At 34.4% G+C, this 23,062-nt stretch carries 24 protein-coding genes and 1 riboswitch; of the genes, 3 read left to right on the forward strand and 21 right to left on the reverse strand.

Annotated elements, in window-relative coordinates; genetic code table 11:
- Positions 1-45: 45 nt before the first annotated feature.
- The 4 genes from F7O84_RS13680 to F7O84_RS13695 all read right to left on the reverse strand — a co-directional run bounded on the left by F7O84_RS13680 (position 46) and on the right by F7O84_RS13695 (position 5,217).
- Positions 46-2,571, reverse strand: a complete 2,526-nt coding sequence (locus tag F7O84_RS13680) for a hypothetical protein (protein WP_151146247.1) — start codon at positions 2,569-2,571, stop codon at positions 46-48.
- Positions 2,552-3,733 carry a class I SAM-dependent methyltransferase gene (locus F7O84_RS13685; RefSeq protein WP_151146249.1) on the reverse strand — a complete coding sequence of 394 codons (1,182 nt, stop codon included), beginning with the start codon at positions 3,731-3,733 and terminating at the stop codon, positions 2,552-2,554. Before F7O84_RS13685 ends, F7O84_RS13680 begins: the two co-directional genes overlap by 20 nt.
- A gap of 169 nt (positions 3,734-3,902) precedes the next feature.
- Entirely contained in the window at positions 3,903-4,406 is a 504-nt protein-coding gene (locus tag F7O84_RS13690; RefSeq protein ID WP_243140890.1) for a hypothetical protein, read from the reverse strand.
- Between the two features lie 58 nt (positions 4,407-4,464).
- Positions 4,465-5,217, reverse strand: a complete 753-nt coding sequence (locus F7O84_RS13695) for a YwmB family TATA-box binding protein (RefSeq protein WP_151146252.1) — start codon at positions 5,215-5,217, stop codon at positions 4,465-4,467.
- A gap of 138 nt (positions 5,218-5,355) precedes the next feature.
- Between F7O84_RS13695 and F7O84_RS13700 the strand changes: the two genes are divergently transcribed.
- Positions 5,356-5,682 carry an MGMT family protein gene (locus F7O84_RS13700; RefSeq protein ID WP_151146255.1) on the forward strand — a complete coding sequence of 109 codons (327 nt, stop codon included), beginning with the start codon at positions 5,356-5,358 and terminating at the stop codon, positions 5,680-5,682.
- Positions 5,683-5,963: 281 nt separating this feature from the next.
- On the opposite strand, the gene F7O84_RS13705 is transcribed toward F7O84_RS13700, so the two are convergent.
- The 12 genes from F7O84_RS13705 to F7O84_RS13760 form a co-directional block, all read right to left on the reverse strand.
- The gene (locus F7O84_RS13705) at positions 5,964-6,353 is read right to left on the reverse strand and encodes a hypothetical protein (protein WP_151146257.1); all 390 of its coding nucleotides are present in this window, start codon (positions 6,351-6,353) and stop codon (positions 5,964-5,966) included.
- A gap of 131 nt (positions 6,354-6,484) precedes the next feature.
- Positions 6,485-6,892, reverse strand: coding sequence for an ATP synthase F1 subunit epsilon (atpC, locus tag F7O84_RS13710; protein WP_151146260.1), 408 nt, complete (start codon positions 6,890-6,892; stop codon positions 6,485-6,487).
- Positions 6,893-6,903: 11 nt separating this feature from the next.
- A complete protein-coding gene (atpD, locus tag F7O84_RS13715) occupies positions 6,904-8,295 on the reverse strand; it encodes a F0F1 ATP synthase subunit beta (RefSeq protein ID WP_151146263.1) in 1,392 nt (463 codons plus the stop codon).
- 23 nt (positions 8,296-8,318) lie between these two features.
- Complete coding sequence (gene atpG, locus F7O84_RS13720; RefSeq protein WP_151146266.1) at positions 8,319-9,179, reverse strand: ATP synthase F1 subunit gamma; 861 nt, start codon at positions 9,177-9,179, stop codon at positions 8,319-8,321.
- Positions 9,180-9,197: 18 nt separating this feature from the next.
- Positions 9,198-10,703: a F0F1 ATP synthase subunit alpha gene (gene atpA / locus F7O84_RS13725; RefSeq protein ID WP_151146269.1), complete on the reverse strand. Its 1,506-nt coding sequence runs from the start codon at positions 10,701-10,703 to the stop codon at positions 9,198-9,200.
- A 71-nt stretch (positions 10,704-10,774) separates the two neighbouring features.
- Positions 10,775-11,323: an ATP synthase F1 subunit delta gene (gene atpH / locus F7O84_RS13730; protein WP_151146272.1), complete on the reverse strand. Its 549-nt coding sequence runs from the start codon at positions 11,321-11,323 to the stop codon at positions 10,775-10,777.
- Positions 11,311-11,826: a F0F1 ATP synthase subunit B gene (atpF, locus tag F7O84_RS13735; protein WP_151146275.1), complete on the reverse strand. Its 516-nt coding sequence runs from the start codon at positions 11,824-11,826 to the stop codon at positions 11,311-11,313. The genes atpH and atpF overlap by 13 nt, the downstream gene beginning before the upstream one ends.
- Before the next feature lie 75 nt (positions 11,827-11,901).
- Complete coding sequence (atpE, locus tag F7O84_RS13740) at positions 11,902-12,168, reverse strand: ATP synthase F0 subunit C (RefSeq protein ID WP_151146278.1); 267 nt, start codon at positions 12,166-12,168, stop codon at positions 11,902-11,904.
- 27 nt (positions 12,169-12,195) lie between these two features.
- Positions 12,196-12,939 carry a F0F1 ATP synthase subunit A gene (atpB, locus tag F7O84_RS13745; protein WP_243140891.1) on the reverse strand — a complete coding sequence of 248 codons (744 nt, stop codon included), beginning with the start codon at positions 12,937-12,939 and terminating at the stop codon, positions 12,196-12,198.
- Positions 12,940-12,957: 18 nt separating this feature from the next.
- On the reverse strand, positions 12,958-13,344 hold the full coding sequence (locus F7O84_RS13750) for a hypothetical protein (protein ID WP_151146281.1): 387 nt from the start codon (positions 13,342-13,344) through the stop codon (positions 12,958-12,960).
- A 4-nt stretch (positions 13,345-13,348) separates the two neighbouring features.
- Positions 13,349-13,567, reverse strand: a complete 219-nt coding sequence (locus tag F7O84_RS13755) for an AtpZ/AtpI family protein (protein ID WP_151146284.1) — start codon at positions 13,565-13,567, stop codon at positions 13,349-13,351.
- A gap of 168 nt (positions 13,568-13,735) precedes the next feature.
- Positions 13,736-14,590, reverse strand: coding sequence for a ComEC/Rec2 family competence protein (locus F7O84_RS13760; protein WP_151146287.1), 855 nt, complete (start codon positions 14,588-14,590; stop codon positions 13,736-13,738).
- 152 nt (positions 14,591-14,742) lie between these two features.
- Between F7O84_RS13760 and F7O84_RS13765 the strand changes: the two genes are divergently transcribed.
- On the forward strand, positions 14,743-15,687 hold the full coding sequence (locus F7O84_RS13765; RefSeq protein WP_151146289.1) for a family 43 glycosylhydrolase: 945 nt from the start codon (positions 14,743-14,745) through the stop codon (positions 15,685-15,687).
- On the opposite strand, the gene F7O84_RS13770 is transcribed toward F7O84_RS13765, so the two are convergent.
- Positions 15,688-16,215 (reverse strand): hypothetical protein, encoded by a 528-nt coding sequence (locus F7O84_RS13770; RefSeq protein ID WP_151146292.1) that lies wholly within the window; start codon positions 16,213-16,215, stop codon positions 15,688-15,690.
- A gap of 211 nt (positions 16,216-16,426) precedes the next feature.
- Entirely contained in the window at positions 16,427-17,614 is a 1,188-nt protein-coding gene (gene metK / locus F7O84_RS13775; protein ID WP_151146295.1) for a methionine adenosyltransferase, read from the reverse strand.
- Positions 17,615-17,760: 146 nt separating this feature from the next.
- A riboswitch (SAM riboswitch) is annotated at positions 17,761-17,863 on the reverse strand.
- A gap of 283 nt (positions 17,864-18,146) precedes the next feature.
- Between metK and F7O84_RS13780 the strand changes: the two genes are divergently transcribed.
- Positions 18,147-19,214 carry an HD-GYP domain-containing protein gene (locus F7O84_RS13780; RefSeq protein ID WP_151146298.1) on the forward strand — a complete coding sequence of 356 codons (1,068 nt, stop codon included), beginning with the start codon at positions 18,147-18,149 and terminating at the stop codon, positions 19,212-19,214.
- 102 nt (positions 19,215-19,316) lie between these two features.
- Here F7O84_RS13780 and F7O84_RS13785 read toward each other — a convergent pair whose 3' ends face one another.
- The 3 genes from F7O84_RS13785 to F7O84_RS13795 all read right to left on the reverse strand — a co-directional run bounded on the left by F7O84_RS13785 (position 19,317) and on the right by F7O84_RS13795 (position 22,997).
- Positions 19,317-20,609, reverse strand: a complete 1,293-nt coding sequence (locus F7O84_RS13785) for a UDP-N-acetylglucosamine 1-carboxyvinyltransferase (RefSeq protein WP_151146300.1) — start codon at positions 20,607-20,609, stop codon at positions 19,317-19,319.
- Between the two features lie 344 nt (positions 20,610-20,953).
- Positions 20,954-22,504 carry a M23 family metallopeptidase gene (locus tag F7O84_RS13790; protein WP_151146303.1) on the reverse strand — a complete coding sequence of 517 codons (1,551 nt, stop codon included), beginning with the start codon at positions 22,502-22,504 and terminating at the stop codon, positions 20,954-20,956.
- The gene (locus F7O84_RS13795; protein ID WP_151146306.1) at positions 22,482-22,997 is read right to left on the reverse strand and encodes a shikimate kinase; all 516 of its coding nucleotides are present in this window, start codon (positions 22,995-22,997) and stop codon (positions 22,482-22,484) included. The genes F7O84_RS13790 and F7O84_RS13795 overlap by 23 nt, the downstream gene beginning before the upstream one ends.
- Positions 22,998-23,062 lie beyond the last annotated feature (65 nt).

The raw sequence follows: 23,062 nt of genomic DNA on the forward strand, positions 1-23,062 counted from the left end.
GCGGATTTTGTTGTTATTTTATAAAAGGCACTACCACGATTCAAATTATTTTTGTGCTCTGATATACGTTATGAACCTGCCACCTGCGGCCTCGAACTCATTTGTGCTGTCATTCATGCCCATTTTGTAAATTTTTCCTGTGTCTGGGTTCATGACACTAATATTAAGTTCATCGTAACCAACAATTAAAACTCTTGTACCACTGCTTAACTTTGCAATAACTGGTGCTCCATTACTTACGTAATAAAGCGCCGCACTTAACGAAGCATTGGATAGCTCAATGATTTTACCTTCAATGTGCTGTTCTAAAATAGACACTGCATTCTCACCGCGTTCCATGAGTGCTGCTGAATCTACATTGGTTCCTTCTAATTCTAGCATTGCATCTAGACAGGTAGCAAGACTATTGCCTGTTGTATCTTGATTTGCAGTAATCTGACTAATCATAGTACGTATAAGTCGATTGCCACGCTCCCATATATACTCTTGTTTATCATCTACTACGACACCATATAATTGATCTGCCTTTGTGACTGCTTCACTTATATTTCTATAAATTCCTTGCAACTGTCCCTTGCCATATACATAGTATTTATCTTGTTGATTTTTTGTGGCTTTCATCTTTAATACAATATCCTCTTTTACAAGTATTTGCTTTGGATGTATCAAAGTTGGTTCATTGGAGCTAAAATTTGTAGCAAAAATAAGTTGTTGCTGTTGTTGCTTTGTTTCTGACACAATTGAATTGGTCTTTGTTTTTCCTTCCTCCGATTCCAAGCTATTCATGATACTATCATCTGAAACATATGAATAGCCTGCTTCCTCCAAGGTAGCTCTTGTTAATTTAATTACATTGTTTTGAATTTGAGCATCTACTATATAAATCCCGTCTGGTTTATATTCATCAATTATTTCACCTATATTATTTTGAATTCTTATGCAGTACATAGGAAACAGTGTTGTTCCAGTTATATCACTAAAAATATCTTCTGTTTTTGCAACTCCATAGATAAAATCATCATCCATAAATCCAATTGGCAAGACTCTTTCATCCTCTTCCACTGAAACCATATTTCTTTGCCCACTCGAAAGATTGATAATCGTAATTTTGGTAGCACTCATCGTGTCCTCACCATTTTGCCAAGCTATCATTTTGTTGTCTTTGGATATCACATAGCTATCTGGATTTATATTACTTACCACTTCATCATACGTTCTTTCTATCAAATCTATACTATAAATGGTATTATCCATATCTACAAATAATTTGCGTTGACCATTTTGATAGACAAATCTATTTACTGATTCTTTCAGTATTTGATAAGGTCTCGTTGATGGAATGAAAACATTTTCCTCTAATGTATTCGTACTTCCATTGTAAGTTAATGCATCAATTCCCACTTGCCCCTCATAATTACCACGATTCATGTAGCCATATACAATAAAATCCACATTGCCTTCATCATCAACACTCAGGACCTTAATATCATATTGATTATAATTTTCTCTTGCATCTGAGATATTGTTCTTAAAGCTAAAAATCTTTGCTACTTTATTCTCTTTTAAATTAATCCAATAGAGTTCTCCTTCTTGAACAAAGGAAACAATCGTACCATTGTTACTTTCCTTAAATTCAATGTTTTGGTCTCGTATTCCAAGTGTCAATCGATTTTCTTTGCAAACCAAATTCTCCTCATCGAACATCTGACTCATCGTTCGTTCAAAATCCAACAAATAATTTCTATCTTGTGTATATCGAACTCTATAATATTCTGTAACATTACAATATTCTAAGTCACTGTCTTCATTTTGTACACTTACCATATAGTTAAGTGTGACGCTGGCTGTTTGCTTGTCTATTTCTTTTATCTCGGGTATCGGAAATGTCTCTTGTTTTATATTTAGACTTCCCCAGGTTACTTGTTCAAACTTTGAATTGATATTCACTCTATGAAAATTGCTATTATCTCCATAGGCATTTGACTCCAAATAGATTACAAGATCTTTTGCCGCCTCTTTATCAAAAGTTTTTTGATTAAACTCTTTTATAAAGTTGAGCTTCTCTTTTACCTTCAGATTTTCATTCTTAATAATTCTTGTATAATAATTTATGTTCTCAGCCGTTTTCGTACTTATATTGATTTTAAGTATATATTCCTTATCTTCTTCCAAAAGATTTTTTATGTCAAAAGTGGTGGTAACGGTATCCGTTTCTTCCTTAAAATCTGTTACGTCTGTCTGCTCCACCAAACGTGTTGTGTCAAGACTTCTTACTTCGTAAGAGATTTTTTTAATCTGCTCACCATAGGTTTTGATTGTAACTGGTAAGGTCAAATCACTGGAAAGAGGAGTAATGGTATCTCGCATATAATTCGCTTCCATCTCTGTCGTATAGCCATGAAGCTCATTCATATCCTCACTAAAGCTATTTAAATATAGAGTTGGAAGTGTTGGCGCTGACATATTGGTAATCTGATCAACCTCTCCCCTTCCTCTAAATATAGTTAAAAAATAGATACCTATTATGAAAACGACTGCTAATATAATGGCCTTAATTATGGTCTTTTTCATATGTTTTCTCCTGTCTTTGTTTTAAGAGTTTATCTAATGTAGGATTAACACCTAGAAATTCTTTACAGGTGTAATATTTATCTAAATCATTTATAATTTTTTCATCTTTTACAGCACGAATTAATATGTTCTTAGGTGTGTGTTCCATATCAATAAATTCCAGTATTTGTACTTTGTAGCCCTTGCTTTCTAATAGTTCAGCACGTAATGCATCCGTTACTAAAGCTGCAATACGCTCTTTTATTAGACCATGTTTTAAAACAGGGCCAAGAATGTCACTTTTTATCTGTTTGTTTAATTCGTGTTGACAGCAGGGAACAGAAAGAATTACATCGGCTCCCCAAGATACAGCCTTTTCCAATGCATAATCGGTTGCAGTATCGCAAGCATGTAATGTAACCACCATATCAACGCTATCTAGGCCTTCATACCCGGCAATATCACCTTTATAAAAACGTAATTTCTCAAATCCATATTTTTCACTTAACTTATTGCAATTATCAATTACATCTTCTTTTAGATCCAGTCCAACAATCCTAACATCAAATCCATTTAATACCTTTAAATAATAATACATGGCAAATGTTAAGTAAGATTTCCCACAACCAAAGTCAATAATTTTGACTTCTTTATCTTTTTTAAGTTTTGGTAATATGTCTTCAATAAATTCCAGAAAACGGTTGATTTGCTTGAACTTATCGTACTTAGCTTTCACAATGGTTCCTTCTTGCGTCATGACACCTAAATCGACCAAAAAGTCAACCCTAACTCCCTCTGGTAACACATAACGCTTTGTTCGATTGTGGGCTAGGTTTAAAGGCTTTTTAAGCTCGGTGATGGCATTTTGTTTCTTGTTTATCGTAAGTTTACCTTTCTTACTTACTAAAACAGTGGCACTAAGTAGATTATGATCTAGTTGAAGTTGTTTAAAATTCTTTGTTATATTATTAACAATTTCCTCCAATATATATTCTGCTTTATAATTTTTATGAAGTACCTTAGTTCCAACATAAATTGTTTCTTGAAACCATAACTCTTCTTTCAGCAAAATAGGCCTTACTATTATTTTAGCAGGACCTTCATTTTCTCTTGGATTACTAATAACGATTCGAATTAGCTCTGTATCTAAACATTCATTTAACAATGTAATTAATTCTTCCATGTCTTCCTCCATTCATGCGCGATAGATACGCACAAAGCAGTTCATGCAAAAGTTCTTTTTGCACTTTCGCCTTATTAAATATAGTCATAGCAAATAGCCATGACTATATTTTAATTCCTTTATTGTAAAACCACAACCTTATTTTCAATATTTCTTTTGAATACATGTATTACCAATATAATCTCCTACGACATCTGTTATGTCTACATCTTCTTTTATACATTTCATTAAACAATAATACATCAATCATATCCATAACAGGATCATTTGGACAAGGTCCAGGGCCTTTGCAACGACCACGGCGTGGTTGCACAGGCGGTCTGTAATGATATCCATAATTCATCATGTAAATATCTTCTTCTTCGTTTATCTCCTCTTCTACTGCCGGTTCTTCTTGCTCTGGATTTATTTGATTATAAATATCCATACCAATTTTACGAAGTCCTAGCTTATCTGGATATTCATCAAACATAATACTTCCATCATACTCTAATTTATCACACTCTTCTTCAACAAGTGCCTGTATTGTCTTTGCCTGAGCTGGATAAAGACTTTTCATGTATTCTTTATCTTTTTCTAATTGCTCTTCTTCACTATTATCAAGTGGGAATCTAAGTCCAGAATAATAAGGCATTTGTCCATAGCCAAATGGCATATAGTTTCTATAATCCATAGATACTCCTTTATTCTCATATTATATAATACTATATGCATTTCACAAATATTGGTCACTAGTAATCTTCATGAATTAAAGGTGTTGATAAATAAATATTGGTCGAATTTTCACTTTCATTATAGTTCATAGCAAGGCTAACGTTTATTTTTTCATTGCCTACTCTTTTGTATTCGCTGATAAATTTACTGTATCCATAAATCACATATAGTTCATCGCTTCTTTGCTCTGTCATTATCTTGGCTTCTAATTTATCAAGCAGATCTTTTGCAATTGCATTTCTTTCTTCTATATTGAGTTTTTTAGGATACTTTCCAACTAAGCTAAGTGTAACTTCTCCTGATACCTGATTGTTTTTTAATATTTCTTCAAGCATATTTCTATATGCCAACGCACAATCTGCGGTATCCAAAAGTTTGATTTCTGCTGTAACATATTGCTTTACATTAAGAGCATTATCGTTAGCTGCATTTTCCATTGTTATAAATTTTAATGTTGTTCTAGCTCTTTTTGCCTCTTTGGTTAGAATAATTTCACCTCGTTGCTCTTCTCTATTTTGGATAAGTTCATAATCTTCATTAATTCCAAGCTGTGTAGCAATCTGTGCTAATAATGCCTTGGCTCCTTCCGTCCCTAAATATTCCCCGTTATATTCACCATCCATACTAATTGTACTTTCCTCATTCGAAAACTCAGGTTGGCTAAATGCCTCTACAATTTTGCTGTCATCTACGATACGCTGTTCGCGAAGATAACTTATTCCTAAAAATGTCCAAATAGCAACAATTAAAAATACCATTATTTTCTTCATAAAAATACCTCCATTTCATTACCTGTTATTCCAAGTATTGACAATTCAAGGTATTTTATACATAAGGATGGTAATATCACTATGGGAATGGTAGAATAAAATTACCACAATTGATTTCACAAAAGGAGATTTACTTTTATGAATACATTTGAAAAAATATATGAGGTAGTAAAAAAAATACCAAAGGGAAAAGTAGCAACTTATGGACAAGTGGCTTCACTTGCAGGTAATAAAAGGTGGGCAAGAGTCGTTGGATATGCACTTCATTCCAATCCTGACCCACAAAATATTCCTTGCTATCGTGTCGTAACTAGAGACGGTAAACCCTCACAGGCTTTTGTATTTGGTGGGGTTAATGAGCAAATTAATTTATTGAAAGAAGATGGTATTGAAATTATTGATGGTGTTGTTGATATGAAGAAATATCAATGGGATACTCCTATGCACTATTCATTTTTTTCGTAGCTAGATATTACTTTCCCACACATCGGACAGGGTGTTTCTTTCTTAATTCGGAATCTAAAATCAAGACTATAACCGCAATATGGACATTTATAAAGAAATAGTAGAAATAGAAAAGATAAAATAGCTAAAGAAGCCCCTTCTGCATAATGTTTTGTCCATGTGACAATTGAGGCAGCAATAACAATTAATAGATAGAACATGACTTTTACTATAAATAACTGATTTTTTATCTTTATTTTTCTTTTCATATTTCTTTCCTTTCTATGTTCTTATTGTATATTTTACGTCTTGTTTCGCCTCATATGAATAATGAATTCTATCAAATAGAATGCTACTATAATAATCAAAACAAAAACACTATCAAATACCAAATATAAAAAGTAAGTAAATAATAAAAGAACTACAAGTCCAATAAAAATGCTAGATTCCATTATATAATGCATATCAGTAATTAATATTCCAATGACAGCACTGGTGAGTAAAGAAAAAAACATTATGTGTTTTATCTCGTATGTCATTAAAGTCTTGAAGTCTATTCTTTTATTGAATAATTGAAGCATAGTACAAATACTATAAGGAAATATAAATGCAATGATTAAATTATTTATACATTGTTTAACTTTTTTACTCATACATTCTCCACTTTTTCGATTTACTACTTCTTCTTTCATCATAGCACCGACGTCTACACCTGTAAACAAGGCTGATTAAATATTTCAACTTTTGTAAGTTTTATTACGAATTTATTACAAAAACAAAAATCTCATCCATTAATCTGTAATATATTAATGGATGAGATTTTTTATTTTCTACCTAGCTCAATACGTGTTAATGCTCTTCTTAATGCCATCTCTGCACGAAGTTCATCTATGCCAGACTCATTGCTGCTTAGCCTTCTTTCGGCACGAATTTTGGCTTCCTTTGCACGATTGATATCTATTTCTTCTGGCCACTCTGCTACTTCTGCAAGAATGGTTACTTTATCTTTTAGAATCTCAACAAAGCCAGAATATAAAGCTGCTTGCTTCATTCCTTCTGGTTCTGTTATTTTAACCACACCTGGTGCCAAAATGGTAGTTAGAGGAATATGATTTGCATAAACACCAATTTCTCCCTCACTTGTTTTTAACTCTACCATAGATGCGTCACCTTCGTAAAACACGCGGTCTGGTGTAATAATTTTTAAACGAAATAATCTTTCATCTGCCATATCATCACCCCTTACTTGTTGCAACGGGCTACTACATCATCAATATTACCTGCATTTAAGAAATAGCTTTCTGGCACATCATCATGTTTACCTTCTAGTATCTCCTTAAATCCCTGGATTGTTTCACTTAATGGCACATATTTTCCTTCTAATCCTGTAAACTGTCCAGCAACAAAGAATGGCTGTGACAAGAATCTTTGTATTTTTCTAGCTCTAGCTACAACAATTTTTTCTTCTTCTGAAAGTTCATCCATACCAAGAATTGCAATGATATCCTGTAATTCTTTATATCTTTGAAGGATTTCTTGTACACCACGGGCAACTTTGTAGTGTTCTTCTCCTACAATACGTGGATCAAGAATTCTAGAAGTTGACTCAAGTGGATCTACAGCAGGGTAAATACCAAGCTCTACGATGGAACGAGATAGCACCGTTGTTGCGTCCAAATGGGCAAATGTAGTCGCTGGAGCTGGATCTGTTAAGTCATCCGCTGGTACATAAACTGCCTGAACAGAGGTAATAGAGCCATTTTTAGTAGATGTAATGCGTTCCTGTAATGCTCCCATCTCTGTTTGTAGGGTAGGCTGGTAGCCTACCGCTGAAGGCATACGACCAAGTAACGCTGATACTTCAGAACCTGCTTGTGTGAAACGGAAAATATTATCGATAAATAATAATACATCCTTTCCACCCTTATCACGAAAATGTTCAGCCATGGTTAAACCAGTTAAACCTACTCTCATTCTCGCTCCTGGTGGCTCGTTCATCTGACCAAATACCATCGTTGTTTTACTAAGAACTCCAGATTCCTTCATTTCATAGTAAAGATCATTTCCTTCTCTGGTTCTTTCTCCTACACCTGTAAATACAGAATATCCGCCATGCTCGGTTGCTATGTTACGAATTAATTCCTGGATAAGTACTGTCTTTCCTACTCCAGCTCCACCAAATAGACCAATTTTTCCACCCTTTTGGTATGGGCATAGTAAATCAACTACCTTGATACCAGTTTCTAGTACTTCCGTTGAAGTTGACTGCTCCTCAAATTTAGGTGCTTTTCTATGAATTGGTAAATATTCTTCCACCTCTGGATTTGGTTTATTATCGATTGGATTTCCAAGTACATTAAACATACGTCCTAATGTATTTTCACCTACGGGTACAGATATCGGCGCACCGGTTGCTAACGCATCCATCCCTCTGACCAAACCGTCTGTAGGCCCCATGGCGATACATCTTACTGTATCATCTCCCAGATGTTGTGCTACTTCTATTACCAATGTTCCTGTTTTAGTCGGAACATCAATCGCTTCATTAATTTCAGGAAGTTTTCCTTCACTAAATTTAACGTCAAGAACCGCACCTATAATCTGAGTGATTTTACCAACATTTTTATCTGCCATTTTCTCTCACTCCTTTTACCGGCTTAGCTGATTGCATTTGCACCAGCTATAATTTCAGTTAATTCTTGTGTAATTGAGCCTTGACGCGCTCTATTATATTTTAACGATAAGTCACTTATCAAATCTTGCGCATTGCTTGTTGCAGAATCCATTGCTTGCATTCTCGCACCATTCTCACTTGCAACAGCTTCTACCAGTGCACCATAAATTAAACTAGTGATGTATTTAGGGATAATCAAATTCAAAGCCTCTTCTTCATGAGGCTCATAATTCATCAACGTAAGCTTATCTGCTGTAGTCGTATCCTTATCCTCTTTTATATCAACTGGTAACAGCTTTATCATAGTTGGAATATGAGTCACTGTATTTTTAAATGCTGTGTATGCTAAGTAGATTTCTCCGATTTCTCCTTTTGCAAACAAATCCAATACTTCTCTACTTATTTCAGCTGCATCTTTATAAATTGGCTCGTTGATAACCTCAGAGTAATCTGCCTTTATCTCATAACCTCTCCTTGCAAGAAAGTCTTTTCCTTTACGTCCAATCGCATAGATATAAGCATCTTCTTTTGCAATATCACTATTCGTTAAAAGCTTTGTGACATTTACATTGTATCCGCCTGCCAGACCTCTATTGGAAGTAATCACAATCACTGCTTTCTTTTTCGATTCACCTGCAACCAAATAAGGATGATTTATATTCCCTGATCTTGCAAGCATCGATGTAACTGTTGCATACATATAATCAAAATATGTTTTTGACTGTTCCGCACGAGTTTTTGCTTTTTGCAGCTTTACGGTTGAAACAAGCTTCATGGCTTTTGTAATTTGCTGAGTACTTTGTATACTGCCCTTACGTCTTTTTATATCTCTCATTGACGCCATGATTGTTCACACCTCTTTCTATTTAAAATTCAGTTTGAATTCTTGGATTGCTGCAGCAAGTGCCGTTTCATTTTCCTGTGATATTTGCTTTGTTGTTTTAATATCTTCTGGAATATTTGGGTATTTTGTTGATAAAAACTCAAATAATTCCGTTTCAAACCTTAAAATATCATTCACTGGAATATCAATTAAGAATTTCTTTGTAACAGCGTAGATAATAATTACCTGATACTCAACTGGCATTGGTTTATATTGTGGCTGTTTTAATACTTCTTTAATTCTTTCACCCTGTGATAACTTTTCCTTCGTATCTGCATCAAGCTCTGAACCAAACTGTGAGAAAGCTGCTAACTCACGATACTGTGCTAGCTCAACACGGATCGGAGCTGCTATTTTTTTCATTGCTTTGATTTGTGCTGCACCACCAACACGTGAAACAGATAGTCCTGCATTAACCGCTGGTCTATAACCTGCATTAAACATTTCTGTTTCTAGATAAATCTGTCCATCCGTAATTGAAATTACGTTGGTAGGGATATATGCAGACACGTCACCTGCCTGTGTCTCAATAATTGGAAGAGCAGTAAGTGATCCTCCACCAAATTCATCTGATAACCTTGCTGCACGCTCTAATAATCTGGAATGCAAATAGAATACATCTCCAGGATAAGCCTCACGACCTGGTGGTCTCTTTAAAAGCAAGGAAAGCGTACGATATGCCGCTGCATGTTTGGATAAATCATCATAGATTACCAAAACATCCTCACCATTTTCCATCCATTCTTCGCCTATTGCACAGCCTGCATATGGAGCGATATATTGTAATGGTGCAAGTTCACTTGCTGTAGCGGATACAACTGTTGTATAATCCATAGCACCATACTCTTCTAATGTTTTCACAATACTTGCTACAGTAGAGGATTTTTGTCCAATTGCAACATAAATACATTTTACTCCCTGGCCTTTTTGGTTAATAATCGTATCAATTGCAATTGCCGTCTTACCAGTTTGTCTGTCACCTATGATTAACTCACGTTGACCTCTTCCAATTGGAACCATAGAATCAATCGCTTTGATTCCCGTTTGCAATGGAGTATCAACTGATTTTCTACTAATAACACCTGAAGCAACCCTTTCAATCTGACGAGACTTCTCTGTCTGGATTGGTCCTTTTCCGTCAATTGGCTGACCTAGCGCATTTACAACACGTCCAATTAATGCATCACCAACTGGTACTTCTACAACTCGTCCAGTGGTTTTTACGGTATCTCCTTCATTTACGTTCTTTGTATCACCAAGTAATACAGCACCAACGTTGTCTTCTTCCAGATTTAATACCATACCGAAAACTTCACCCGGAAATTCTAAAAGTTCTCCCTGCATTGCATTTTCAAGGCCATGTATACGTGCAATACCATCCGCAACCTGAATAACAGTACCCACATCGGATACTTCAAGTTGAGTGGCATATTTTTTAATCTGTTCTTTGATAACTGAACTTATCTCTTCCGGTCTCAAATTCATGGAGCCAGTGCACCTTCTTTCCTTAATATTGTCATCTTTTGCTTAAGAGTAGATGCTGTTTCGCATTTCTCTTAATTTATTTGCAATTTGGATAAATTCTTAGACATTTCATGCAGCTTTGTTTTAATGCTGCTATCTATGACTCTATCACCAATTCGAATTATCATTCCACCAATCAAAGTTTGATCAACAGTATAAATAACATCAATCTGTTCAAATTTTGTTATTTGAAGAAGTTTACGAATCAATTCTGCCTTTTGTTCTTCCTTTAACTCTACGGCTGAAGAGACATAAGCCAAACCAATATTTTTAAACTCCCTTACCCTTTGAATAAAATATTCAAATATATTCGCAATTTCATTGTATCTGTCTTTTGTTACGATGATATGCAAAAATCCAGTTAGTTCATCACTGATTCTACCTTTGAATATTTCCTCTATTATTTCATTTTTCTCTTCTTTCGTAATCTTTGGGTGATTCATTAGCTTGTTTAGTTCCACATTCTCTTGTAGAAGCAAAAGTACTCCTTGCACCTCTTCTTCAAGCGCATAAACTGTTTGTTGTTCTACAGCCAATTCAAACAATGCATCACCATATGTTTTTGCAACTAGCTTAGCCATGTATTATCACCCATCTCTTTTATTGTTTCCTCAATCAAAGTGTCATGTACATTTGTGTCAATTGCGTTAGCTACAACCTTGCCTGCCATTAAAGATGCGATAGCAATCATTTCCTGCTTCATTTCATCCACAACACGTTTCTTTTCTAATTCTACTTCATTGTTCGCACGTTCAATGATTCTGCTTGCCTCTAATTTAGCCTCTTCTATAATCTTTGCTTCATTTTTTAAAGCTTGCTTACGCGCATTGCTTAAAATTGTTTCAGCTTCCTTGTTAATATCTTTTAACTTTGTTTCGTAAGATTCTTTCAAAGATATTGCATCTTCTTTTTCTTTTGTTGCAATATCTTGATCATTTCTAACCTTATTCTTACGGGCTTCCAATAGTTTTCTTGTTGGATTAAAAAGCATATAAGACAAGAAAATAAAAAGTATAAAAACATTAATTGCCAATAAGCCAGTATCTGCTAATAGCTGGGCATCCAGATTAAATAATCGTTCCAAGGTCTCGCCTCCTTTCTTCCATTATTCACATCGGTAATCGATTATATTTCTTACTCACACCCTTGTGTATAAGAATTAAAGCTTACCTAATAAAGGATTTGCGAATAATAGAATAAATGCAATCGCTAAACCATAAAGACCAGTTGTTTCTGCTACCGCCTGTCCTAAAAGCATTGTTGAAGTAATATCAGATTTTGCACCTGGATTTCTTCCAACTGCTGCTGCTGCTTGTCCTGCTGCATAACCTTGTCCAATACCAGGTCCTACACCAGCGATCATTGCAATACCTGCTCCAATTGCTGAGCATGCTAAGATTAAAGCTTCATTCGTAATTTGTGTCATAATAAGTTCCTCCTTAATTTTACATTCTTATTCTTCTGTTGCCATCTTATCTGTGACAAATACCATAGTTAACATACAAAATACATATGTTTGAATTGCTCCTGAAAATAAATCAAAATAAATATGAAGCGCTGCAGGTATACCTATTTTAACAAATATAGGTAATAATCCATATATCAATGCCATCATAACCGTTCCTGATAAAATGTTACCAAAGAGACGTAGGGACAAGGATATCGGTGTTGCAATCTCACCAATCAAATTAATCGGGAAAAAAAGTGGTATTGGCTGGAACAAAGACGTCAAAGCGCCAAGCTTATTTTCCTTAATATTGATGTATTGAATCATTACAAATGTAATGAGCGCTAAGGGGAGTGTCACACCATAATCTGCAGTAGGTGGTCTTAAACCTAATAAGCCAGATACGTTACTAAACAATATAAATGCAAATATTGTTCCAATATAATTAACATATTTTATCGCCTTTTTACCCATAATGGTGTTGACCATATTATCTAGCATTTCAACCGCTAGTTCAGCAATATTTTGCAAGGTTCCAGGTGTATCTTCTATATTTGCTTTTTTAATCTTTCGATTAACTAAAACGGCAAATATCATAAGGGAAATTGTAACCAACAAGACACTCACATGAGTTGTTGTTATCCACAGTTCTTGACCAAACAAATTATATTTAATCAACCCATGAACCATAAAGTCCACATCACCTTCAGCCAATAAAAAATTAGTTGAACCAGCAATCACATTCATCATATTATCACCTTCCTTTTCCTAGATATATTTTTGAACATATTTATGTGTAAACGGCTGTAAATATGCCGCTACCTTCAATCCCATAATCCCAATAAATAAGGATATTATACTACCTATTTTAAAATAATATATAATTCCAGCAACAAAAAATATAACTGTGCTTCGAAGAGCATATGTCTTACTTATGTGTTTTTGTGCTCCTGCTTCGCCTCTGTCAATAGCTTCCTCGATTGAAATATGCATATGAATACACATTCCAATTGCCAAAATAATTCCTGTCATTAGACCAATCGAGTAAAAAAGCCATTCTTTTACAACGATTAACACTATAATTTCTGTTAAAATCCCATAAACTATTACAAGAAATAAAAGCTCTCTCACAATTAATGGAAGTCTTTTTCTCATTTTACTACTCCTTATCGTCTTTCACTGCACTTTTTGCAAGCTTATAGGTATTTCTTCCGCCTGCCAAAATTCCAAGAATTAACAATGGGACAAACACAGAAATCGAGAATCTTTCTTCAAGATAAACCCCAAGAAATGTGCATAAAAAAATAGGAACTAACATGCTGATTCCTAGTTGCGTAATCAAAGCTATTGTTCTATATACGCTCTTCCTATATTTCATCCATGAAGTCCCCTTTCTATCATAATAACATGTTAATATTATACCATTAAATCACATAATGTCCACAAATTCCTATATTTTTGCAAAAAATTTAACAGAAATTTAATAAGTTCAGGCTATTTAAAAAAAGCTTAGTTTCTTTCTTTTTCTATCCTTCCAAATGTATAATTATTGGCTTATACGTAACTTTGTTCCATCACTTATTACTTTGATATCGCCACTCTTAGTTTCATAAACAGTCGAGCCTAAGTCTTTTAAAAGCTTCTTAACATCCTTATACATTTTTTTCTTGTCATTTGTGATAATGCTGTATTGCGGAGACACCAAACGAAATAACTTTTCTGAGTTTTCCTTCCATCTCCCATGATGTGGTACTTTTAGTAGGGTACTTTCTATATCTGGAATTTGCGTAACTATTTCATCCATTCTATTTTCCTGTGCATCCCCTGTAAACAGAAAGCTAGTTTCGCCATAAACCAGTTTGGTTACCAATGAAAAATCATTTTCTCCTTCATAATCCTCCACATGTATCGGTGGATAAATAAAAATCTTCGCCTTACCAAACGCTATCTCTTTTGTCTCTTTTAAAGTCAGGATCGTAACTCCTTGCTTGGCCGCTTCCATTTTGTATTCTTTGTAATCGTTACTGTCTACTTCACAATCAGTCTCTATGATTTCCAAAACATTTAATTGCTTTATAATATAATCTGCACCGCCTATATGATCCTTATCCGGGTGGGTAAGAATTAAATATTGAAGCGATTCAATCCCTCGTTTCTTTAACTTTTCTACAATCTCTTCTCCATTTTCCTCATACCCAGTATCTATTAAAATTGCACTTTCTGATGATTCAATCAGAATACAATCTCCTTTCCCTACATCAAAGAAAGTAACAGAAAGGTTTGACCCAGACTTTGTCACTGTGTTTATATCACTTTTATACTGGCCAATTCCCCATAAAACTAGCAACATGGCTAGCACGACAATTTCCAATATAACAATTTTTTTCGCTCTTTCTCTCATTTTTATCACTTTCTTTGTTTTATATATTTCTAAATTAATTTATATCATTGTCAACAGTTTGTAATATTGTTATAATATTAGAACAAATTAATTGATTTCTTTTTATTATACAACATTTATTGAAATATCATGTGATAAAGAAAGGATTTTTTATGAATACAAATCTAATTCCACCTGCACCTTTGTTTCGTGACCCTATATATGACGGGGCTACAGATCCAACCATTATCTACAATCATGAGGAGGACTGTTATTGGATGCTATATACCCAACGCCGTAGCAGCGCTGTTAATATAGGTGTATCACATATTCATGGCACTTTAATTGGAGTAGCTTCTTCCAAGGACCTTGTTCACTGGATTTATCGTGGTACTCTTCCTAATCTGGAATTCGAACCAGGAACGAATACATTTTGGGCTCCTGAAGTCATTTACGTGGATGGCACTTATCATATGTATGTGTCTTATGTACGTGGTATTCCAACGAATTGGAACCATGAGCGTTATATTCTTCATTATACCGCCACTCATTTGTGGGAATTTACATTTGAATCTATGTTAAATCTTTCCTCTGACCGCGTAATTGATGCCTGTGTATCTGAAATAGAGCCTGGCACATTCAAAATGTGGTACAAAGATGAAGTCCACAATAGTTATACTTACAGTGCTATCAGTAAAAACCTTTATGACTGGGATGTCATTGGTCCTGAGATAACGGATGTTTCTCATGAAGGACCAAATGTCTTTACCCTTTGTGACCGTCATTTTATGATTACTGATTTTTGGAACGGCCTTGGTGTATATGAATCAAATGATTTTACAAATTGGATTCGAAAGGCAGATATCTTGAATACACCAGGAATGCGAAAGGACGATGGACAAATTGCCCATCACGCTGACGTCGTTGTTAGCAGCAATCAAAAAGAGGCTTATATTTTCTACTTTGTTCATCCTGAATATAATCCCTTACAAATGCCAAAGGACTTTGAGATGACCTACAAAGAAGCGCGCACCGTAATACAGGTTGCACAAATAACATTGGGGGCTGATGGTTTAATCTGTAATCGAGATAAAATATTTTCGCTTACTCTATCCTAATTATTCATGACAAGTGAAACGATTTATCGTTTCATCTTGTCTTTCCATTTTTATTAGAAATAATCCTTCACTTTCTACGATACTCCTTAGTAAATTAACACAGCTATTTGGTATTCTTCTTAATTCATTTGCAAACTCGCTCTCGATACTGATTAAAAATCTTGGTTGAATGGATAATATTTGTATACTTGATACGTGCTCCTTTAATATATATTTTATTACTTTCGTCCATTTTTCTATAGGAAGACTCATCAAATCCGTCCCCACCAGTCTTGAATACTCTTTACTTAATGCTGACTTTAATTCAATTGGGAAATCAGTTAAATACATCTTTAAATTAAAATAAATCATTAATTTTAGTAAAATTCTTATCATTTTATCCTCATATACCTCTAAATAGTGAGAAGTTATATAATTCTTTACCACGTCATAATTTCTTTCATTGCCTTGTTTTGGAATAAAATCAATGAAATAGTTTGAAACATTATCCGTGGTACCCATATCTTGATTTTGCTGCAATTTGTTCATAATGTCTTCCACCTTTCTTTTACTAAAATCAATCCACTTTTTTCATGTAACTAACATTATAGACCATTTTTATTTTTTTTAACATATAAGCAAAGGCGCACACCAATTATGATATGCGCCTTTACATATATGTCATTTGCACATTTAAGCAGAAACCACCTATCTTCTCGATAAGTGGCTTCTAATCAATCATTTCTTTATAAATATTTCTTTATAAATATTTCTTTAATATATCCACTTTATCTAGTTTTTCCCAAGGTAAATCAAGGTCATTACGTCCAAAGTGTCCATAAGCTGCAGTTTGTTTATAAATTGGTCTTCTAAGATCAAGCATTTTAATAATTCCTGCAGGGCGCAAGTCAAAGTTTTCTCTTACTATTTCTACTAACTTCTCATTTGATATTTTTCCAGTTCCAAACGTATCAATCATGATTGACATTGGATGTGCTACCCCAATTGCATATGACAATTGAATTTCGCATTTGTCAGCAATACCTGCTGCAACGATATTCTTTGCTACATAACGCGCAGCATATGCAGCGGAACGATCAACCTTGGTACAATCTTTTCCAGAGAAAGCACCACCGCCGTGTCTTGCATAACCACCGTACGTATCAACAATGATTTTACGGCCTGTCAGACCGCTATCACCATTTGGTCCTCCAATTACAAAACGACCAGTTGGGTTAATGTAATAATTGGTATTCTCATCTATTAAATCCTTTGGTAACACAGGTTCAAATACATATTTTTTAATATCTTGATGGATTTGTTCTTGTGTAACATTAGGATCATGTTGTGTTGATAATACAACTGCATTTAAATGAATTGGTCTGCCTGCTTCATCATACTCAACCGATACCTGAGTCTTTCCATCTGGTCTAAGATAGGTTAAGGTACCATCTTTACGAACTTTGGTAAGCTGTAGAGAAAGTTTATGCGCAAGTGCGATTGGATATGGCATATATTCTTCTGTCTCATTGGAGGCAAAGCCAAACATCATCCCCTGGTCACCTGCTCCAATTGCATCAATCTGAGATTCTGTCATCTTATTCTCTCTTGCTTCTAAGGCTTTATCTACACCCATAGCTATATCTGCTGATTGTTTATCCAATCGAACCAATACTTCACATTTATTTGCATCAAACCCATACTCTAAATTATTATATCCAATTTCATTTACAGTTTTTCGAACTATTGCTTCATAGTCAACGTTTGCATTTGATGTGATTTCACCCATAACTAGTACAAAACCTGTATTCGTACAAGTTTCACAAGCTACACGGCTCATTGGATCTTGCTCTAGTAATGCATCTAAAATAGCATCTGATACTTGATCACAAATTTTGTCTGGATGTCCTTCAGTAACGGACTCAGAAGTAAATAAAAGTTTTTCCATGATTCCTCCTAATCTGTATGTTCTATACATACTTACAAATGTACCCCATAATTCATAACTTTACCTATTAAGTAGAGTATTAGAATGGGAAATTTAAACGAAAAAAAATCCGTCATAAACGGATTTGAACTCAAATTAATCAAATCCCCTTATTGTTCGACTACTCGCTCAGGTTGGCACCTTCCTACATATAAGAGGGGTTGCCGTGACTTCACAGATCCTTTGTATCTCCATCACTCTGAATAAGAGAAAAAGTAACGATTTAGACCTTTAAAAAGCTCTTAATTGTTACGATAAATTACAATATTGAATTTTCTTAACTTGACATAGCTATGTATGCTACTTGAATCAAGAATACACTATAAGGCTTTTTTCGTCAATCCTTCTTTAAAAATTTATAATAAATTTATGAAAGAAAAATTATCAATTACTTTTTATATGAGACGATAGTACCAATTCAATTGACAAAATAATACATAATTTCTTATACTGTATTTATTAAATAGAATGGAAAATGGAGGGTGGGTAAATAATGAAAAGAATATTAACCAAGGATTTAATTCCAGGTATGATTACAGCCGAAGATATTCATACAATTAGCGGTCAGCTGATATTACCTGCGAATTTAAAGCTTACAGATAAGATGATTATCAGGCTTGAATTTTATGCAATTGATGCGATTAACGTAATAGAGGAAAACAGCGAGGAAGTAGCAGAGCCTGTATTAACCTATCGGGAAAAAGTAGGTAACAGCAATGAATTCAAGAAATTTAGAGAGTCTTTTTTTGAAAATGTGGAATATTTTCAAAACTCTGTCAATTTAATTATAAATCGCATTGCGCCTATTGATACCTACTCGCTACTTATGAATACACTAGATTTATTTTCTAGCGATTTAACGACTATTGGTGTTTTTGACATGCTTCATAATATGCGTGAGTATGATGATGTTACTTATCATCATTCCATGAGTGTAGGCATAATATGCAATATTTTTGGTAAATGGCTTGGATTTTCAAAAGAAGATATCGAGGTACTAACTCTTGCAGGACTTCTTCATGATGTGGGTAAGGTTATGATTCCAGATGCAATCATTAAAAAGCCAGAACGTTTATCTGTAACAGAATACGAAATCATAAAAACTCACCCGTTCCAAGGGTATAACCTATTAAAGGATGAAGATATTGATGAGCGAATTAAAAAGGCTGCACTGATGCACCACGAGCGATGTGATGGCTCTGGGTATCCGTCAAGGCTTCTTACAAATGACATTGACGAGTTTGCTAAAATAGTTGCCATAGCCGATGTATATGACGCAATGACTTCTGCCAGAGTATATCGTGGTCCGCTTTGCCCTTTTGATGTCGTACATATTTTTGAAACAGAAGGTCTTAAGAAATTCGACCCTAAATACCTACTTACATTCTTAAAGCGAATCATGGATACTTATATGAATAATGATGTCTTGTTAAATAACGGAGAAACAGGTACGATTATTATGATTAATCAATTGTACTTATCAAAACCAGTTATTAAAACTTCGACAGGCTTTATTGACTTATCACAGGAGCCTGATTTGTATATTGCGAAAATACTGTAAATAATATCGTAACGTATTTATAACACATTTAAAAGGTCATTGTGAAATTCACTCACAATGACCTTAACTTTACTCTATTTCATTTATTCATATCATTCAATATCAACCAATTTTTAATTTGAACTTTTGAATATCTTTTTCTGTTTCAACCTTCTCTATATTACCGCCAAGACTTCTTAGCTTTTCGTCAAAATCTTCATAACCACGTTCAATATAAATAATGTCTTCAACTGTAGTAAATCCTTCTGCTGCAAGCCCTGCAATAACTAGTGCTGCACCTGCTCTTAAATCAGGAGCATTCACCTGCGCTCCTGTGAATTTTGTTACGCCATCAATAATTGCTGTATTACCTTCTACTTTAATAGAAGCTCCCATTCTAGTGAGCTCATCTACATATTTAAAACGATTCTCAAAAATACTTTCTGTAACTATACTTGTCCCCGAGGATAAAGCTAAAGTCACTGAAAATTGTGGTTGCATGTCTGTTGGAAAACCAGGATATGGAAGTGTCTTTACATGTGTATGCACAAGTCTTTTTGCTGCAACTACTCTTACTGCATCGTCAAGTTCTTCAACCTCACAGCCCATTTCAACTAATTTGGCAGTAATAGCTTCTAAATGCTTCGGTATTACTTTCTTAACTGTTACATCACCTTTGGTGGCTGCCGCAGCAAGCATAAAGGTGCCTGCTTCAATTTGGTCTGGGATAATAGAGTATTCACTCTTATGAAGCTTTTCTACTCCAACGATTCTTATCACGTCAGTACCTGCCCCTTTGATATTTGCCCCCATACTGTTTAAAAAGTTTGCTACATCAACAACATGTGGTTCTTTTGCTGCATTTTCAATTATCGTACTTCCTGATGCCATTGATGCTGCCATCATAATATTAATGGTTGCCCCAACTGTAACCACGTCAAGATAGATATGATTTCCTACTAAATTATCTGCTTTTGTCTTAATTAATCCATGCTCAATACTAACTTCCGTTCCAAGGGCTTTAAAACCTTTGATATGTTGGTCAATAGGTCGGCTTCCAATATTACACCCACCTGGTAATGCAACCTCTGCCTTTTTGTATTTTCCAAGTAATGCACCGATCAGATAATAAGATGCTCTGATTTTTTTAATATATTCATTGTCAATGGTAGTTCCTCTAATATTAGAACCATTTATTTTTACTGTATGTCTGTCAACTCTTTCTACGCTTGCACCGATTTCCTCAATTGCCTGTAATAACACATTTATATCTCTAACATCTGGCATGTTATCAATCAAAACTGTTTCATCTGTCATAATGGATGCTGCTAGTATAGCTAGTGCAGCATTCTTTGCTCCACCTATTTCAACTTCCCCAACAAGTGGATTACCGCCCTTTATAATATACTGTTCCATAATACACCTCAATTAAATTCCAAATTTACTTTTCTATATAATAAACATTCTCTATTCGCAATTTTACATAAAAATAAAACACACATATTTTAATATAGTACACCAAAATATCTAATATGGCAACAACTTCTTAAAGCACTAAAGTTATTATAACATAATATTGTTCATTGTAAAGTATTCTGTGAAACGAATAGACCTTCGATATCTTCCCATTTCAGTGGCCATCTGAATGTTTATCCAAAGCTTAATCATAACCTTTTTCTTATTGTGTATTACTTTATTTACCAAAAATGCTTTACATAGAATAAATTTACTCTATATAAAGCATTTGCAATATCTTAAAATCAATTCAAGTAATTTAATGGATTTGACTGATCACCATTTACAATGATTTCAAAATGCACATGCGGTCCTGTACTTCTTCCTGTGTTTCCGCTTAATGCAATCTTATCACCTTGTGAAACCTTATCGCCAGAGCTTACTAGGATTTTACTTAAATGCCCATATCTTGTCTGCATTCCATTGGAATGTTTAATGGTAATACAATAACCATATCCATTCGACCATCCAGCGCTTACTACAGTTCCATTACAAGAGGCTTTGACCGCAGTTCCAACTGGGCAAGCCCAGTCAACTCCTTTGTGCATTCTGCCCCATCTTTTACCAAATCCAGAAGTAAATCTTCCACCTGTAATTGGCTTGATAAATGTAGGAGGCTCTTGCGTTCCAATTTGAATAATCTTTGGAATCGCTTCTGTGATTATATTTTCTTCTATAATTTCACGATTTGTTTCTTTTCCGTTTCTTTGAGTAAGCTTTGCTGTTACCTCTCGAAATCCTGAACTACCTTCTTGCATAACTTCTTGTTTTGTTGTAAACCAATTATCGTTTTCTATATATTCAACTGGAAGGGTATATTCCTCTTCATAAGTCGTCTGTTCTGTAACTATAACTGACAATTCTGGTTCTGGAACTGTAACAACAATTTCATCTCCAATTTGCAGTACGGTGTTCTCATCCAGATTTTCGTTCATCTCAACTATTTTTGAAACAGAAACGTTGTTCTTTTGAGCAACGACGGAAAGGCAATCGCCAGATATCACCTCATATATTTTATTCTTTTCCTGATCTTTTGTTACTAAATTAATTGCTGTTTCTAGGTCTGTTATCTCTTCACTTTGAACATAAGTCTCTACAACTTCAATTTTTTGTTCAAAAGAAATGTCTAGTATTCCATCTTCTGTAACTGCTTCTCCCGATAAATCACCAGTGGTTGCTTCAGGTTGTTGCCCATTGGCATCTGTTTGTTGTGTACCTTCCGTTACCTTATCTGTTTGATTTGGAGATTTTGACATTTTATAAATATTTGGCTGCAAGGCGATTAACTCTTGTTTTTCTTCCTGAATCAAATCAATTGAAAATTGATTTTCCTGATCATATTTATTCTTTGCCTCACTTAACAAAGATATAACAGCATCTTTACTTGGCAAAGTGATTGAAAAATCATCTATCTTAATGGTATAAGCCTTTTGCTTGGTCGCAACGATACAAGATTTTAATTCTTGATAAACATTGTCTTTTACTACATCCAGATTATCAACTGACCCAACAATTTTTTTATCTGGCACTATTTCATAACTATAATCCATATAAACAATATCTTGTGATTCTGATGCAATTTGCTTTCTTGCCTGCATTACAAGGTCATTGGCAACATTTTCCTCTAAGACAGTTCCCTCTTCTTGTCCATTGATAACAATGCGATAAAAAGTTCCGTCTCGGTCACCACGATTGCTTATGACAGGATTGACGATAAGCATCACAAGACAACTTAAACATGCACCTACAAAATATGTGATTTTGATTCTCTTACTAAACTTTGTGATTTTTTTCATTTTGAATAGCCTCTACTAATTTAGAAATTGTCATTTCAACAGTTAAATTTTCTTCATCAATTATTATATCTGCATACTTCTCATATAGCGGTGTTCTTTCTTCATACAAATCTTTTAAGGTTTGTCCCTTTTTTAACACCACGCCTCTGCCTTTAATATCATCTAAACGCTTCTCAAGCTGTTGATATGATAACTTAAGATAACAAATCATTCCTATGCTCTTTAAATGAGCCATTGCTTCTTTCCCATAAACAACACTTCCACCTGTTGCAATAATAGACTTGTCTGCTATTAGCGAAGCATTAACTTGATTTTCTATTTCTATAAAACCGTCCACTCCTTCTTCTGCAATAATTTCACGCAAAAGTCTTTTTTCTCTTTCTTGTATGATTATATCTGAATCAATAAACTGATATCCTAAAACCTTGGCTAATACGACGCCAATGGTGCTTTTTCCAACTCCTGGCATCCCAATTAATACCAAATTATTCATCTTATGTTTCCTCAACTTTCAATATGGGGAATATTCAACTACCTAATTATAAAATTCAAACTCAA

The sequence above is a fragment of the Candidatus Galacturonatibacter soehngenii genome (assembly GCF_008830185.1).
GTDB classification, from domain to species: domain Bacteria; phylum Bacillota; class Clostridia; order Lachnospirales; family Lachnospiraceae; genus Lachnotalea; species Lachnotalea soehngenii.

What these genes read in the sequence shown, in the direction of transcription:
- F7O84_RS13680 (WP_151146247.1), bottom strand. Translation starts at nt 2,571, where the DNA reads ATGAAAAAGACCATAATTAAGGCCATTATATTAGCAGTCGTTTTCATA.
- F7O84_RS13685 (WP_151146249.1), bottom strand. Translation starts at nt 3,733, where the DNA reads ATGGAAGAATTAATTACATTGTTAAATGAATGTTTAGATACAGAGCTA.
- F7O84_RS13690 (WP_243140890.1), bottom strand. Translation starts at nt 4,406, where the DNA reads ATGGATTATAGAAACTATATGCCATTTGGCTATGGACAAATGCCTTAT.
- F7O84_RS13695 (WP_151146252.1), bottom strand. Translation starts at nt 5,217, where the DNA reads ATGAAGAAAATAATGGTATTTTTAATTGTTGCTATTTGGACATTTTTA.
- F7O84_RS13700 (WP_151146255.1), top strand. Translation starts at nt 5,356, where the DNA reads ATGAATACATTTGAAAAAATATATGAGGTAGTAAAAAAAATACCAAAG.
- F7O84_RS13705 (WP_151146257.1), bottom strand. Translation starts at nt 6,353, where the DNA reads ATGAAAGAAGAAGTAGTAAATCGAAAAAGTGGAGAATGTATGAGTAAA.
- atpC (WP_151146260.1), bottom strand. Translation starts at nt 6,892, where the DNA reads ATGGCAGATGAAAGATTATTTCGTTTAAAAATTATTACACCAGACCGC.
- atpD (WP_151146263.1), bottom strand. Translation starts at nt 8,295, where the DNA reads ATGGCAGATAAAAATGTTGGTAAAATCACTCAGATTATAGGTGCGGTT.
- atpG (WP_151146266.1), bottom strand. Translation starts at nt 9,179, where the DNA reads ATGGCGTCAATGAGAGATATAAAAAGACGTAAGGGCAGTATACAAAGT.
- atpA (WP_151146269.1), bottom strand. Translation starts at nt 10,703, where the DNA reads ATGAATTTGAGACCGGAAGAGATAAGTTCAGTTATCAAAGAACAGATT.
- atpH (WP_151146272.1), bottom strand. Translation starts at nt 11,323, where the DNA reads ATGGCTAAGCTAGTTGCAAAAACATATGGTGATGCATTGTTTGAATTG.
- atpE (WP_151146278.1), bottom strand. Translation starts at nt 12,168, where the DNA reads ATGACACAAATTACGAATGAAGCTTTAATCTTAGCATGCTCAGCAATT.
- atpB (WP_243140891.1), bottom strand. Translation starts at nt 12,939, where the DNA reads ATGATGAATGTGATTGCTGGTTCAACTAATTTTTTATTGGCTGAAGGT.
- F7O84_RS13750 (WP_151146281.1), bottom strand. Translation starts at nt 13,344, where the DNA reads ATGAGAAAAAGACTTCCATTAATTGTGAGAGAGCTTTTATTTCTTGTA.
- F7O84_RS13755 (WP_151146284.1), bottom strand. Translation starts at nt 13,567, where the DNA reads ATGAAATATAGGAAGAGCGTATATAGAACAATAGCTTTGATTACGCAA.
- F7O84_RS13760 (WP_151146287.1), bottom strand. Translation starts at nt 14,590, where the DNA reads ATGAGAGAAAGAGCGAAAAAAATTGTTATATTGGAAATTGTCGTGCTA.
- F7O84_RS13765 (WP_151146289.1), top strand. Translation starts at nt 14,743, where the DNA reads ATGAATACAAATCTAATTCCACCTGCACCTTTGTTTCGTGACCCTATA.
- F7O84_RS13770 (WP_151146292.1), bottom strand. Translation starts at nt 16,215, where the DNA reads ATGAACAAATTGCAGCAAAATCAAGATATGGGTACCACGGATAATGTT.
- metK (WP_151146295.1), bottom strand. Translation starts at nt 17,614, where the DNA reads ATGGAAAAACTTTTATTTACTTCTGAGTCCGTTACTGAAGGACATCCA.
- F7O84_RS13780 (WP_151146298.1), top strand. Translation starts at nt 18,147, where the DNA reads ATGAAAAGAATATTAACCAAGGATTTAATTCCAGGTATGATTACAGCC.
- F7O84_RS13785 (WP_151146300.1), bottom strand. Translation starts at nt 20,609, where the DNA reads ATGGAACAGTATATTATAAAGGGCGGTAATCCACTTGTTGGGGAAGTT.
- F7O84_RS13790 (WP_151146303.1), bottom strand. Translation starts at nt 22,504, where the DNA reads ATGAAAAAAATCACAAAGTTTAGTAAGAGAATCAAAATCACATATTTT.
- F7O84_RS13795 (WP_151146306.1), bottom strand. Translation starts at nt 22,997, where the DNA reads ATGAATAATTTGGTATTAATTGGGATGCCAGGAGTTGGAAAAAGCACC.